This window comes from Streptomyces sp. LHD-70, from assembly GCF_031157275.1.
Taxonomy (GTDB): Bacteria; Actinomycetota; Actinomycetes; order Streptomycetales; family Streptomycetaceae; genus Streptomyces.
The window spans coordinates 94,392-108,660 of sequence record NZ_JAVIFW010000002.1 but is presented as its reverse complement, the minus strand read 5'-3'; the positions used below and the strand labels follow the sequence as shown (position 1 = coordinate 108,660).

The 14,269-nt window shown below is 70.6% G+C and carries 11 protein-coding genes and 1 pseudogene; 9 read left to right on the top strand and 3 right to left on the bottom strand.

The window, feature by feature from the left end; all coding sequences use genetic code 11:
* Positions 1–65 precede the first annotated feature (65 nt).
* The gene (gene pruA, locus RCO28_RS05440; RefSeq protein WP_308939801.1) at positions 66–1,697 is read left to right on the top strand and encodes an L-glutamate gamma-semialdehyde dehydrogenase; all 1,632 of its coding nucleotides are present in this window, start codon (positions 66–68) and stop codon (positions 1,695–1,697) included.
* A 156-nt stretch (positions 1,698–1,853) separates the two neighbouring features.
* Here pruA and RCO28_RS05435 read toward each other — a convergent pair whose 3' ends face one another.
* Entirely contained in the window at positions 1,854–2,867 is a 1,014-nt protein-coding gene (locus RCO28_RS05435; RefSeq protein WP_308939800.1) for an NADP-dependent oxidoreductase, read from the bottom strand.
* Between the two features lie 110 nt (positions 2,868–2,977).
* Between RCO28_RS05435 and RCO28_RS05430 the strand changes: the two are divergent.
* Together RCO28_RS05430 and RCO28_RS05425 are read left to right on the top strand one after the other, a co-directional pair.
* Positions 2,978–3,906 (top strand): annotated as a pseudogene (locus RCO28_RS05430) (LysR family transcriptional regulator).
* Between the two features lie 263 nt (positions 3,907–4,169).
* The gene (locus RCO28_RS05425; RefSeq protein WP_282539081.1) at positions 4,170–4,304 is read left to right on the top strand and encodes a hypothetical protein; all 135 of its coding nucleotides are present in this window, start codon (positions 4,170–4,172) and stop codon (positions 4,302–4,304) included.
* On the opposite strand, the gene RCO28_RS05420 is transcribed toward RCO28_RS05425, so the two are convergent.
* Entirely contained in the window at positions 4,298–5,920 is a 1,623-nt protein-coding gene (locus RCO28_RS05420; protein WP_308939799.1) for a metallophosphoesterase family protein, read from the bottom strand. The two genes, RCO28_RS05425 and RCO28_RS05420, sit on opposite strands and share 7 nt — an antisense overlap.
* A 221-nt stretch (positions 5,921–6,141) precedes the next feature.
* On the opposite strand from RCO28_RS05420, the gene RCO28_RS05415 reads away from it, so the two are divergent.
* Both RCO28_RS05415 and RCO28_RS05410 read left to right on the top strand, forming a co-directional pair.
* Positions 6,142–7,182, top strand: coding sequence for a 3-isopropylmalate dehydrogenase (locus RCO28_RS05415; protein ID WP_308939798.1), 1,041 nt, complete (start codon positions 6,142–6,144; stop codon positions 7,180–7,182).
* Between the two features lie 248 nt (positions 7,183–7,430).
* A complete protein-coding gene (locus RCO28_RS05410) occupies positions 7,431–8,519 on the top strand; it encodes a branched-chain amino acid aminotransferase (RefSeq protein WP_308939797.1) in 1,089 nt (362 codons plus the stop codon).
* A 23-nt stretch (positions 8,520–8,542) separates the two neighbouring features.
* On the opposite strand, the gene RCO28_RS05405 is transcribed toward RCO28_RS05410, so the two are convergent.
* The gene (locus RCO28_RS05405) at positions 8,543–9,976 is read right to left on the bottom strand and encodes a cytosine permease (protein ID WP_308939796.1); all 1,434 of its coding nucleotides are present in this window, start codon (positions 9,974–9,976) and stop codon (positions 8,543–8,545) included.
* Positions 9,977–10,138: 162 nt separating this feature from the next.
* Here RCO28_RS05405 and ureA point away from each other — a divergent pair, with 162 nt between their 5' ends.
* Genes ureA through RCO28_RS05385 form a run of 4 tightly spaced genes read left to right on the top strand, consistent with a single transcriptional unit; the run spans position 10,139 to position 14,251 of the window.
* Positions 10,139–10,834: an urease subunit gamma gene (ureA, locus tag RCO28_RS05400; RefSeq protein WP_308939795.1), complete on the top strand. Its 696-nt coding sequence runs from the start codon at positions 10,139–10,141 to the stop codon at positions 10,832–10,834.
* Positions 10,831–12,564 carry an urease subunit alpha gene (locus RCO28_RS05395; RefSeq protein WP_308939794.1) on the top strand — a complete coding sequence of 578 codons (1,734 nt, stop codon included), beginning with the start codon at positions 10,831–10,833 and terminating at the stop codon, positions 12,562–12,564. Before ureA ends, RCO28_RS05395 begins: the two co-directional genes overlap by 4 nt.
* 38 nt (positions 12,565–12,602) lie before the next feature.
* The gene (locus tag RCO28_RS05390) at positions 12,603–13,625 is read left to right on the top strand and encodes an agmatine deiminase family protein (protein ID WP_308939793.1); all 1,023 of its coding nucleotides are present in this window, start codon (positions 12,603–12,605) and stop codon (positions 13,623–13,625) included.
* Between the two features lie 17 nt (positions 13,626–13,642).
* Positions 13,643–14,251 carry a TetR/AcrR family transcriptional regulator gene (locus RCO28_RS05385; protein ID WP_308939792.1) on the top strand — a complete coding sequence of 203 codons (609 nt, stop codon included), beginning with the start codon at positions 13,643–13,645 and terminating at the stop codon, positions 14,249–14,251.
* Positions 14,252–14,269: the final 18 nt, after the last annotated feature.

Below are 14,269 nucleotides of genomic sequence, written 5' to 3'. Positions count from 1 at the left end.
CGAGACTTGGCCCAGGGCCGAGCCCCACACCCCTCATCAGAACCCCACCAAGGAGGACGGAATACATGGACGCCGTGACCCAGGTCCCCACCCCCGTCAATGAGCCGGTGCACGGCTACGCCCCCGGCTCCGCCGAGCGTGTCCGCCTGGAGGCCAAGCTCAAGGAGCTGGCCGAGAACCCGATCGACCTGCCGTGCTTCATCGGCGGCGAGCGTCGCCTGGGTGGCGGCGAGACCTTCCAGGTCGTACAGCCGCACAACCACCAGAAGGTCCTCGGCACCGCGCGCAACGCCACCACGCAGGACGCGCAGGACGCGATCGACGCCGCGCTCGCCGCCGCCCCGGCCTGGCGCGCGATGTCCTTCGACGACCGCGCCGCGATCATCCTGCGCGCCGCCGAGCTGCTCTCCGGCCCCTGGCGCGAGACGCTCGCCGCCTCGACGATGCTCGGCCAGTCGAAGACCGCCCAGCAGGCGGAGATCGACACCCCCTGTGAGCTCATCGACTTCTGGCGCTTCAACGTCTCGTACGCCCGCCAGATCCTCGCCGAGCAGCCCCCGGCCAACGCGCCGGGCGTGTGGAACCGTCTGGACCACCGCCCGCTCGAGGGCTTCGTGTACGCGATCACGCCGTTCAACTTCACGGCCATCGCGGGCAACCTGCCGACCGCCCCGGCCCTCATGGGCAACGTGGTCGTGTGGAAGCCGTCCCCGACGCAGACCCACGCCGCCGTGCTGCTCATGCAGCTCCTGGAGGAGGCCGGTCTGCCGAAGGGCGTCATCAACCTGGTCACGGGTGACGGCCTGGCGGTCTCGGAGGTCGCCCTGGAGCACCCGGAGCTCGCGGGCATCCACTTCACCGGCTCGACCAAGACCTTCCAGCACCTGTGGAAGACGGTCGGCAACAACATCGAGAAGTACCGGTCGTACCCGCGCATCGTCGGCGAGACCGGCGGCAAGGACTTCGTCGTCGCCCACCCGTCGGCCGACCCGGCGGTCCTGAAGACGGCGCTGACCCGCGGTTCCTTCGAGTTCCAGGGCCAGAAGTGCTCCGCCTCGTCGCGTGCGTACGTCCCCGCCTCGATCTGGAACAACGGCTTCAAGGAGCAGTTCGCGGCCGAGGTCGACGGCATCAAGATGGGTGACGTCACCGACCTGACGAACTTCATCGGCGCCGTCATCGACGACCGCTCCTTCGCGAAGAACAAGGCCGCGATCGACCGTGCCAAGGCCGACGCGTCCTGCACGATCGTCGCCGGTGGCACCTACGACGACTCGGAGGGCTACTTCGTCCGCCCGACCGTCATCGAGTGCACCGACCCCGAGAACGAGGTCTTCACGACCGAGTACTTCGGCCCGATCCTCGCCGTCCACGTCTACGAGGACGACAAGTACGAGGAGATGCTGGCGCAGATGGAGTCCGTGTCCGCGTACGCGCTGACCGGCTCGATCATCTCCTCCGACCGTGCGGCCGCGGCCGACGCGATGGAGAAGCTCCGCTTCGCCGCGGGCAACTTCTACATCAACGACAAGTCGACCGGTGCCGTCGTCGGGCAGCAGCCGTTCGGTGGCGGTCGTGCCTCGGGCACCAACGACAAGGCCGGTGCCCCGCAGAACCTGATGCGCTGGACGCTGACCCGCGCCATCAAGGAGTCGCTGGTCTCGCCGACCGACTACTCCTACCCGCACATGGGCTGAGATTCGCTGCCCGTCTGAACACCCGCCCCCGTACGGTCCCCACGCCGGACGGGGGCGGTGATTTTTCTTCCCGGCTGCAAAATCAGCCCCTCCGGCGTTTGAGGAGCGGGGGTCTGGGTGGCTGGCCCCCAGTTTCGGGAAGGGGCGGGGAGGGGATCAGCCCGCCGCAGGCGACCGCACGATCGTCTTGCCCAGGTTCGCCCCACGCAGCATGCCGAGGAACGCGTCCACGATCGACTCGAACCCCTCCGTCACCGTCTCGTCCAACGCGACCCGCCCACCCTGCAGATGCGGCACGACGAACTCGTACAACTCCTCCTGCACGTCCCGGTAGTCGCGGACGAGGAAGCCCTCCAGGCGCAAGGACTTCTCCACGACGTCGGCGTGGTTGAAGCGGACGGGCGGTGCGTCGGGGTCGTTGTACTGGCTGACCGTGCCGACCCGCACCACCCGGCCGTGCTCCCGCAGCGCGGAGATCCCGGCGCCGAGGTGCTCGCCGCCGACGTTGTCCAGGAACACGTCGAAGCCGTCGGGCGCGGCCTTCGCCAACTGCTCGGCCACGGGCCCGTCGTGGTAGTCGAAGGCGGCGTCGTACCCGACCTCCGCCGTGAGGTGGGCGACCTTCGCCGCCGAGCCCGCGCTGCCCACGATCCGCCCCGCGCCGAGCAGTCGCGCGAGCCGTGCGGTGGCCGTGCCGACGCCGCCCGCCGCGGCCGACACGAACAGGTCCTCGCCCTCCCGCAGCCGGGCGATCCGGGTCAGCCCGACGTAGGCGGTCAGGCCGGTGCCGCCGAGGATGCTCAGGTGGGCCGAGAGCGGCACCCCGTCGAAGTGCGGCAGGCGGCGGACCTCGTCGGGCGTGACCACGGCGTGGGTGCGCCAGCCCTGCCGGTGGAAGACCAACTCGCCCTCCTTCACGGAGGGTTCGCGCGACTCCACGACCCGGCCGACGGTCCGCCCCTCCAGCGACGCGTGCAGCGCGAAGCCGCCGGGCACGTCGTCCATCAGCTCGCGGTGGTACGGGTCCACGGACCAGTACAGGTTCTCCACCAGGGCGGTGCCGGGAGTCGGATGCGGGACGGCCGACTCCACGAACGCGAAGTGGTCGGGGGTGGGGAAACCGTGCGGGCGGGCGGTCTGGTGGACGGTGAGGGCGGTGTCGTTCGTCATGGCCGGAAACGTAGGCGGGAATCCGCGGGCCGGGCAGAGGGTTGGGCTCATGGAACGGCGCCGGGTATGAGCGGTGCTCATACGTACAGGTGAGAGAGGTGGCCCGCGCGATGGCCGAGCAGGATCTGGCACCGCACGAACTGCGGACGCTCGTCGCCGTGGCCGAGCGGGGCGGCTTCTCGTCGGCGGCCTCGGCGCTCGGACTGACGCAGTCCGCGGTCTCGCACTCGGTGCGGGGCACCATCCTGAGGGGCGGCCCGAAGGGCCTCGAGTAGGGCGGTGGCGGGAGACGGGTGGGCGCAAGCTCGGTGCCGTGCTGTTCACGCGGGGACGCGCGGGGGCGGCGCCGACCGCGGCGGGGGAGCGCGCCGTGGCCTACGCGCGCCGCGTGCTGCATCTGCTCGACGCGATGGCCGCCGAGGTGCGCGGCGCGGAGCGCGGCCGGATCGAGGGCCCGCTGCGGATCGCCGCCTTCCGCAGCGCCGCGCTGCATCTGCTGCCCGAGGCGCTGGGGCGGCTGCGCGAACGGCACCCGGGGATCGACGCCCGCGTCAAGGTCGTACGCGAAGTGGGCGCGGGCACGGGGGGCGAGGTGCTCGCCGGGCGTGCGGACGTCGGGATCGCCACGATCGGGGAGACCTCGCCGATCCTGCCGGGCCTGACCGGCGACGTGCTCCGGGAGGAGGCGTACGCGTTCGTGCATCCGGCCGGGCACCCCGATCCGCGGTCGCTGCCGCTGGTCGACTGGGTGGAGAACTGCGGCTCGTACACCCGGCGCTGGTGGAGCGAGCAGGACTGGATCCCGCGCGCCACCGTCGAGACCGGGGACGACGGAGCGGTGCTGTCGATGGTGAGCGCCGGTCACGGAATGGCGATCATGCCCGAGCTCTCGCTGACCGGAGCACCGCCCTCGGTTCAGATCACCGATCTCGGCCCGGACCGCCCGTTCCGCTCGATCGGCTGGGTGACGACGCCCGAGCTCGCCGGAACACCCGTAGTCAGGGCGCTGATCAGGGAATTGAGGGAGCTCAAGGGCTGAGCGGCGGCGCAGGAAGAGAGGCCTCCGCGGGCTCCGCTTCATGATCGCCGTCTCAGATAGTAGGAAGTCCGAGTAATTGTAGAGACAGCGGCTCGATGCTCGCTTAGCTTGGTAGGAGCCGAACGTCTCGCTCGATCCAGCGAATGGCGGTCGTGAGCCGGGCACCCCCGCAGGCAACCCCTGCCGCCCCCGCTCCCCGCCCCTCCGGCGTCTCGTACCCCCCTCTCCGCACTCCGTCGTGCCCCTCAAGGAGTCGAATCCTCATGACCGAGACGACCGTCGCCGCCCGCCGAGTCCGCCGCGCCCCCCGCATCGGGGAGACCGAGCGCAAGAACGCCGCCGCCGCCCTCCAGCGCGCTCTCGACCGGAGGGACAACGGCGGCGAGACGGGTCACTGAGCGGCGCTGCCGCCCCGATCGCCCCGCTGACCACCCCGTACGACCTCGAAGTGGTCGATGCGCTCGCCGCTCTCGGCGAGCGCGGAGACCGTCATCCGCGGCTTCGCTCCGGTCTCCACCTCCACCGCGAGGAACGAGTAGCCGGTGTACCGCACCCGTGACCACTCCACCGTGTCCGGGTCGGGCAGCCGCAGCTTCGTCCAGTGGAACGTGACGATCGACTCCCGGTCGTTCACGTGGCCCTCGTAGCTGTCCTTCACGCCGGGCCCGAAGCCGTACAGCTCCTTGCCCGCGCCGCCGGCCGTGACGTACACGATGCCGTCACGCGTCGGGTCCGTGCTCCCGCCGACCGGCACGGGCCTGCCGACCTCGCCGTTCTTCACGGCGTCCGTGCGCTCGTACACATGGTTGTGGCCGTTGATCACCAGGTCCACCTGGTGCTTGGTGAACAGCTCCAGCCAGGCGTCGCGCACCCCGCCGTCCGAGGCGTGCGTGGACGTCGAGTACATGCAGTGGTGGAAGAAGACCACGATGAAGTCGACGTCCGCGTCCGCGCGCAGCTCGGCGAGGCGCTTGTCCAGCCAGGCGGTCTGCTTGCCGTCCGTGTAGCCCTTGTTGGCGGGGATCTCGTACGAGACGTCGTTGGCGTCCAGGGCCACCACGCCGACGCTGCCGTAGCGGAACGAGTAGACGCCCGGGGCGTTCTCGGGGTCGAAGCCGTTCTCGGGGAGCGACCAGCGGGCCGACTGGCCGCCGTAGCCGTTCGGCGAGTACCAGGCCTCCATGTCGTGGTTGCCGGTCGTCACCATCCACGGCACGGACTTCGCCACCGACTCGGTCTGCGCGAGGAACGTGTCCCACACGCGTGCGTCGTACGTGTCCGACTCCTTGCCCAGGCCGCTGGAGTCCGCGTAGCAGATGTCGCCCGCGTGCAGGTGGAACGACGGGTTCTGACCGAGGATCAACTGGTCGTTGGCGAGGGCGTGGTAGCTCACGCCCTGGTCGCCGAAGGCCGTGAACACGAACTTCTCCGGCTTCGCGGGCGCGGTACGGAACGTGCCGATGGTGCCCATCCGCTCGGGCGCGGCCGGGTCGAAGCCCTCGTGGCCGACGCCGTAGTAGTACGTAGTGCCCGGCTTCAGGTGGTCGAAGGCGGCGTGCAGGTAGTACTGCTCCACCTCCGGCAGCTTCTTCGACAGGGCCGGGGTGTGCAGCGGGCGCACCTCCGCCTCGATCTTCCGGCTCAACTCCCAGGGCGTCGTGCCGATCCGGACGTACGGCTGCTTCACCGCGAACGGGACCTGCCAGGAGATCCGCATCTGCGTCGTCGGATCGGCGCCGAAGGCGAGGTGTCGGCCGAAGGGGGCGACGAGCGAGCCGTCCACCTTGGCGGTGGCGCCGCTCGTGGCCGGCGCGGGGGAGGCCGCGGCGGCGCTCCCCGAACCGACGAGCAGCCCCGCGCCGCCCGCCGCGCCCGCCGTCGCGAGCCCACCGATGAGCGCTCCGCGCCGGGAGACCTTGGGGCGGGCGTGCTTGGCCCGCAGGTACTCGTGCTGCTCCGGCATGCTCAGGCGCTGCGCTAGCTGTTTCGGGATACCGACGTCAGGCGTGTCCATGCGGCCGAACTTGCCAGTAACTTCCAACTGGGGCCAGGCTTTTGGGTGAACGAACGGTGTTGATACGCCGGACGGGCTGGATTGACAGGGGCGCGGGGAACTGCGCGATCAGCCCCTCCGGCGTTTGAGGAGCGGGGGGCCGGGGGCGGAGCCCTCAGGGGGTGCGTCCAAATAACGGACAGCGAATGTCACCGGGTAAGACAACCGCGTACCCTCAAACCATGTCTCGCAGCATCAATCTCGCAGTCATCCCCGGCGACGGCATCGGCCCGGAGGTCGTAGCCCAGGGGCTCAAGGTGCTCTCCGCGGTGCTCCCGCAGGATGTGAAGCTGGAGACGAAGGAGTTCGACTTCGGCGCGAAGCGGTACCACGCCACCGGTGAGACCCTCACCGACGCCGACGTGGACGCCCTCAAGAAGCACGAGGCGATCCTCCTCGGCGCCATCGGCGACCCGAGCGTCCCGTCCGGCGTCCTGGAGCGCGGCTTCCTGCTGAAGCTCCGCTTCCTCTTCGACCACCACGTCAACCTGCGCCCCTCGCGCCTGCTCCCCGGCGTCTCGACGCCGCTCAAGGGCGAGCCCGAGATCGACTTCGTCGTCGTACGCGAAGGCACCGAGGGTCCGTACACCGGCAACGGCGGCACGATCCGCAAGGGCACCCCGCACGAGGTCGCCACCGAGGTCTCCGTGAACACGGCCTTCGGCGTCGAGCGCGTCGTCCGGGACGCCTTCGCCCGCGCCCAGGCCCGCCCGCGCAAGAAGCTGACCCTGGTCCACAAGAACAACGTGCTCGCGTACGCCGGTCACCTGTGGACGGACGTCTTCAACCGCGTGGCCGAGGAGTTCCCCGAGGTCACCACCGACTACATCCACGTCGACGCCGCGACGATCTACCTCGTCACCGACCCGGCCCGCTTCGACGTGATCGTCACCGACAACCTCTTCGGCGACATCATCACCGACCTCGCCGCGGCCGTCTCCGGCGGCATCGGCGTCGCGGCCTCCGGGAACATCAACCCGAGCCGCGAGTTCCCGTCCATGTTCGAGCCCGTGCACGGCTCGGCCCCGGACATCGCCGGTCAGGGCAAGGCCGACCCCACGGCCACGGTCCTCTCCGTCGCTCTCCTCCTGCGCCACCTCGGGTACGACGCCGAGGCCGCGCGCATCGAGGACGCCGTCTCCGCCGACCTGGCCGAGCGCGGCGAGAACTCCCGTACCACGGACGAGATCGGCGACGCGCTCGCCGGGCGAGTAGCCGGCTGACCCGGCCGCTCCACCTCAGGGGTTACCAAGCCGCCGGGTCGCACACGCACCCGGCGGCTTCTCGTATGCGCCTCCGGGTGCCACCATCGACATCTGGACCGCAGCCACACCGTTTTCAGTCACAGCCCCAGCCGAGCGATAATCGGACGTGGGGCCGCGGAATGCGGGATGAGCGAGTACGAGACAAGTCGCCTCAGGGCGGCGTGAGCGCGGTCCGACACACACGAAACGGTGAAGGACAAGCACTCATGACGACGCCCACGATCGAGCTCAAGCCCTCCTCGAGGCCGCTCTCCGACGCGGACCGGGACGCGATCCTGGCCAGCCCCGGATTCGGCCGCCACTTCACCGACCACATGGTCACCATCAAGTGGACGGAGGGGCGTGGCTGGCACGACGGTCAGCTGGTGCCGTACGGCCCGCTGTCGCTCGACCCGGCGACGAACGTCCTGCACTACGCGCAGGAGATCTTCGAGGGCCTCAAGGCCTACCGCCGCCCCGACGGCTCCGTCGCCACCTTCCGGCCCGACGCCAACGCCCGCCGCTTCCAGGCCTCGGCCCGCCGTCTGGCCATGCCGGAGCTGCCCGTCGAGACCTTCGTCGAGGCCTGCGACGTGCTCGTCCAGCACGACAAGGCGTGGGTTCCGGCGCACGGCGGGGAGGAGTCGCTCTACCTGCGGCCGTTCATGATCGCCACGGAGGTCGGGCTCGGCGTGAAGCCCGCGAGCGAGTACCTGTTCGTGGTGATCGCGTCCCCCGCCGGCGCGTACTTCCCCGGTGGCGTGAAGCCCGTCTCCATCTGGGCCTCCCAGGACCGCGTGCGCGCCGTGCCCGGCGGCATGGGCGACGCCAAGACCGGCGGCAACTACGCCGCTTCGCTGCTCGCCCAGGCCGAGGCCGCGGAGCAGGGCTGCGACCAGGTCTGCTACCTCGACGCCGTGGAGCACAAGTGGGTCGAGGAACTCGGCGGCATGAACCTGTACTTCGTGTACCAGGACAAGATCGTCACGCCGACCCTCACCGGCTCGATCCTGGAGGGCATCACGCGCGACTCGCTCCTGGAGGTCGCCCGTGACCTCGGATACGAGTCCGTGGAGGAGCGCGTCTCCATCGACCAGTGGCGCGAGGACACCGCGAACGGCACGCTCACCGAGGTCTTCGCCTGCGGCACGGCCGCGGTGATCACCCCGGTCGGCACCGTCAAGACGGACGGCACCGAGTGGACCCAGGGCAACGGCGAGCCGGGCCCGGTCACGATGCGACTGCGCGACGCGCTCCTCGACGTCCAGCGCGGCAAGGCGGAGGACAAGCACGGCTGGATGCACGTGCTGGGCTAGGTCGTGTCCGTAAAGGACACGGCCTACGAGCTCACGCTCTGGCGCACCTCTGTAGTGCCCGCACCGGACGGCTCCGGTGCGGGCACCGGTGCTTTCAGCAGCGCGTACACCACACCCCCCACCACCCCCGACAGCACGAAGCTGCAGTCGACGCCGCCGGTCAGGCCGAGCAGCGGGCCCTCGTACAGCGGGGTCGAGACCGAGGCCAGGCCGATCAGCGCGCCCGCCGTCCAGGCCGTCGTGGCGCGGGGTTCCCAGCCGGCGCGGTACCAGTAGATGCCGCCCCGGGAGCGGTTGTTGAAGACCTGGAGGGCTTCCGGGTCGTAACGGCCGCGCAGGCGCCGGTGGCCGATGAGGGTGATCACCGCCCAGGGCGTGCCGATCGCCGTCAGGAGCAGGACGAAGGACGTCATCGCCGACTGGGCGTCCCACGCGAAGTGGCCGAGGAAGACGAACGCGGTGGCGACGACGGCGACGATCACCGTGGCCTGCGTACGGCTGGCGCGCGGGACGATCGCGTCCAGGTCGAGGCCCATCGAGTACAGCATCAGACCCGCGTTGCCGACCGAGCCCGCGGTGGCGGCGAGCAGGAGCGGGAGCAGGTACCAGCCGGGGGCCGCGTCGACCAGCGGGCCCGCGTAGTCCAGGCCCGCGCGGGCGGCGAGCGCCGTGAACGTGCCGAAGAGCTGCGGGAGCAGGAGGCCCACCGTCAGGCCCACACCCGTGGCGCGCAGGACGGTCCGCGAGGAGTGCCGGGTGGGGGAGATGTAGCGGGAGTAGTCGCCGAGCAGGGTGATGAACGCGACCGGTCCGCTGAGCCCCGCGGCGACCGCGGCGAACAGCCAGGTCGGCCAGAACGAGCCGAGCAGGTACGGGGTCTCGGGCGGGGCGGCGGTCGTGAAGTCGCCCGCGTACGCGAGGACGCCGAGGGCGAGCAGGACCGTCATGCCGACGGCGAGCGCCTTGCTGAGGCGGAGCAGCAGCTGGTAGCCGAAGACCGCGCCGACCACGGTGGCGCCCGCGAGCAGCGCGTACACCAGGGCGTGCACCAGGCCGCCGTCCGGCATCCCGGTCAGCCGGGCCAGCGTGCCGATCATGACATCGCCGCCGATCCACAGCGTCAGCGCGGTGTAGCCGAGCGACAGCAGCAGGCCCACGACCGAGCCGATGAGGCGGCCGCGGACGCCGAAGGCGGCGCCGCTGGAGGTGGAGAGGTTGGTCGCGGTGCGCAGTGAGACCAGGGCGAGCGGGGCCGTGACGAGGACGCCGACGGCGGTGCCCGCGACGATCGCCGTGACGGACGGCCACAGGCCGAGCCCGAAGGACGGCGGCAGCCAGCCGAAGACGATCACCCCCAGGCAGAGGTTCGAGCCGAGCAGGATCGAGATGAGGTCACGCGGGCCGCTGGTGCGTTCCGCTTCCGGGATGGTGTCCACTCCGCGCTGTTCGATCGGCATCGGCGTCCCCTGTCCGTGGCGTAAGTGCGAGCATGCAATTTGAGTGGTGCTCTAACTCATCTAGGCTCGCTACCGTGAAGTACGTCAAGGTTCCGCGTCAATCCTTTGCCGATTCCGGATCCGGGTTTAGAGTGTCGTGCTAACTGGAAGCGAGGGAGTGCCGTGCGACTCACCCCCACCGAGCGGGACCGGCTGCTGCTGTTCAACGCCGCCGAGCTGGCCCGCGCCCGCCGCGCCCGCGGTCTGCGACTCAACGTCCCCGAGGCGACCGCCCTGATCGCCGACACCGTCTGCGAGGCCGCCCGTGACGGGCTGCGCCTCGCCGAGGCCATAGAGCGCGCCCGTTCCGTGCTCGGCCCGGACGATGTGCTGCCCGGCGTCGCCGACGTCGTGACCGAGGTGCATGTGGAGGCCGTCTTCGACGACGGCTCCCGCCTCGCCGTCGTCTCCGACCCGCTGCGGGGCGGCTCCCTCGGTGACTGGGCCCCCGGCGCCGTGCTGCCCGGACCGGCGCACGAGGAGCCCGAGCCGGACGTGCGGCTCGCCGTGCGGAACACGGCTTCCGTCCCGGTCAGCGTGACCTCGCACTTCCACTTCTTCGAGGCCAACCCGCGGCTCGACTTCGACCGCTCCGCGGCGTACGGCATGCGGCTCGCGATCCCCGCCGGGGCGTCGTTCCGCTTCGACCCGGGCGGCGAGGCCGAGGTCGGTCTCGTACCGATCGGGGGCGCTCGGATCGCGATCGGCTTCGCCGGTCTCGTCGACGGAGCGCTGGACGCGCCCGGCGCGAAGGAAGAAGCTCTGCGCCGCGCCGCGGCCTGCGGATACCTGGGGGTCACGAAGGGAGACCGAGCATGAGCAGGCCCACCAGGCACACCGACCACGGCGTGCCGACCAGCGAGCACATCGACCCGCGCGAGTACGCCTCCGTGCACGGTCCGCGCGCCGGTGACCGCGTCGTGCTCGGCGACTCCGGGCTCGTCGTCCGTGTCGAGTCGGACTCGCAGAAGCACGGCGACGAGTTCCTGGCCGGTTTCGGCAAGACGGCCCGTGACGGGCTGCATCTCAAGGCCGCGGCCGTACGCGAGACCTGCGATGTCGTGATCAGCAATGTGCTGGTGATCGATGCGGTGCAGGGGATCCGGAAGGTCTCCATCGGGATCAGGGAAGGGCGGATCTCCGCGATCGGGCGGGCCGGTAACCCCGACACCCTGGACGGTGTGGACGTCGTCGTCGGCACCGGCACCACCATCGTCTCCGGCGAGGGCATGATCGCCACCGCCGGTGCCGTGGACACCCACGTGCACCTGCTGTCGCCGCGCGTGATGGAGGCCTCGCTGGCTTCCGGTGTCACCACGATCATCGGCCAGGAGTTCGGCCCGGTGTGGGGTGTCGGCGTCAACTCGCCCTGGGCGCTGCGCAATGCGTTCGGCGCGTTCGATGCCTGGCCGGTCAACATCGGCTTCCTGGCGAGGGGTTCGTCCTCCGACGGTGCTCCCCTCGTGGAGGCGCTCGCCGAGGGCGGGGCCTCCGGCTTCAAGGTGCACGAGGACATGGGCGCGCACACGCGGGCGTTGGACACCGCGCTGCGCGTTGCCGAGGAATATGACGTCCAAGTCGCCCTGCACAGCGACGGGTTGAATGAGTGCCTGTCGGTGGAGGACACGCTCAGCGTTCTTGACGGTCGTACGATCCACGCCTTCCACATCGAGGGCTGCGGCGGCGGTCACGTGCCGAACGTGCTGAAGATGGCGGGCGTGCCGAATGTGATCGGTTCGTCCACCAATCCGACGTTGCCCTTCGGGCGGGACGCGGTCGCCGAGCACTACGGGATGATCGTCTCGGTCCATGACCTGAAGACGGATCTGCCGGGTGATGCGGCGATGGCCCGAGACCGGATCCGGGCCGGGACGATGGGTGCCGAGGACGTCCTGCACGACCTGGGCGCGATCGGGATCACCTCGTCGGACGCGCAGGGCATGGGTCGGGCGGGTGAGACCGTGCGGCGTACGTTCGCGATGGCCGGGAAGATGAAGGCCGAGCTGGGCCCGATGGAGGGCGACGGCGTGCACGACGACAACGCGCGCGTGCTCCGCTACATGGCGAAGCTGACCCTCAACCCGGCGATCGCGCACGGCCTTTCGCACGAGGTCGGCTCCATCGAGGTCGGCAAGATGGCCGACATCGTGCTGTGGCAGCCGCAGTTCTTCGGCGCCAAACCGCAGCTCGTCCTCAAGTCCGGCTTCCCCGCGTACGGCGTCACCGGCGACCCCAACGCCGCCACCGACACCTGCGAACCCCTCGTCCTGGGACCGCAGTTCGGGGCGCACGGGGCGACGCCCGCGGAGATCTCCGTGGCCTTCGTCGCGCAGGCCGCCATCGACCGCGGGCACGACCTGATGCCGACCCGGCGCCGCCGCGTCGCCGTGCGCGGCACCCGCGGCATCGGCCCGGCCGACCTGTTGCTCAACTCCCGTATCGGCGACGTGAACGTGGACGCACGCAGCGGCCTCGTCACGCTCGACGGCGACCCGCTGCGCTCCGAGCCCGTCGAGTCGATGTCACTCAACCGCCTGTACTTCCTCTGACCGACCCCTGACCGACCCCTCTTGCGAGAAGGATCCCCATGACGTTCCGCATGCCGCCCGAGTGGGCCCCGCACGAGCGCACCTGGATGGCCTGGCCCGGCCCCAACACCACGTTCTCGTCCTCCGAGGAGCTGGCAGAGTCCCGCGCCGCCTGGGCCGCCGTGGCCCGCGCCGTACGCCGCTTCGAGCCGGTCACCGTCGTCCACGGCCCCGGCCAGTCCGCCTCCGCGCGCGCCCTGCTCGGCCCCGACATCGAGCTGGTCGAGCGGGAGCTGGACGACGCGTGGATGCGCGACATCGGTCCGACCTTCGTCACCGACGGCACCCAACTGGCCGCCGTGGACTGGGTGTTCAACGGCTGGGGCGCCCAGGAGTGGGCCACCTGGGAGCACGACACGAAGATCGCCTCGTACGTCGCCGACCTGGCCGGAGTCCCCGTGCACAGCTCGTCGCTCGTCAACGAGGGCGGCGGCATCCACGTGGACGGCGAAGGCACCGTGCTCCTCACCGAGACCGTGCAGCTCGGCCCGGAGCGCAACCCCGGCTGGACCAAAGAGCTGGTCGAGGCGGAGATCCACGCCAAACTCGGCACCACCAAGGCGATCTGGCTGAAGCGTGGCCTGGCCGCCGACTACCCCCCGCACGGCTACGGCACCCTCGGCCACGTCGACATCGTCGCCGCCTTCGCCGGACCCGGAGTCGTCGTCGCGCATACCCAGCCCGACCCGGAGCACCCCGACCACGAGCCCTGCCAGGAGAACGTCGAGTTCCTGCGCACCCAGACCGACGCGAAGGGCCGAAGCCTCCAGGTCGTCGAGGTGCCCGCGCCCACCAAGATCCGCGAAGAGGACGGCGGCTGGGCCGACTACTCGTACATCAACCACTACCTCTGCAACGGCGGCGTCGTGCTCTGCTCCTTCGACGATCCGCGCGACGAGCTCGCGGCCGGTACGTTCCGCAGGCTCTTCCCGGACCGGACCGTCACCCTCGTCGATGCCCGTACGATCTTCGCGGGAGGCGGTGGCATCCACTGCATCACCCAGCAGCAGCCCAAGGTGTGATCCGAGGAGAGACCCGCATGGCTCCGGGAGCCCGCGCGCGCAGGCACGCCCCACCGCGCGACCAGGTGCTGTCCGCCGCCATGGCGATGATCGCCGAGAGCGGCCTGGACCGGCTCACCATGGCCGCGCTCGGCCGTGAGGTCGGCATGAGCAGCGGCCACCTTCTCTACTACTTCAAGACGAAGGACGAGCTGCTCCTGCAGACCCTGGAGTGGAGCGAGGGCCGCCTCGGCGAGGAGCGCCGCACGCTCCTCGACTCCACGGAGCCGGCGCGCGCCCGCCTGGACGCGTATGTCGAGCTGTACGTCCCGAACGCGCCCCGCGACCCGCACTGGACGCTGTGGCTGGAGGTCTGGAACCGCTCGCAGTACGCGGACGAGGAGGCCGAGTCGCGCGGCCGGCAGGCCGCCATCGAGAAGGCCTGGCACCGCGACCTGGTGGCGCTGCTCGCCGAGGGCATCTCGCGCGGCGAGCTGCGCGCGGTCGACCCGGAGCGCTTCGCGGCCCGCCTTCGCGCCCTGCTCGACGGCTTCTCGCTGCATGTGGCGGTGGGCCTGCCGGGCACGGCAAGGGATCAAGTCATAGCGCACGTACGGGAGTTCGTGGACGACGCGCTGGGCGTATGACCGAGCGGCGCACCCCGG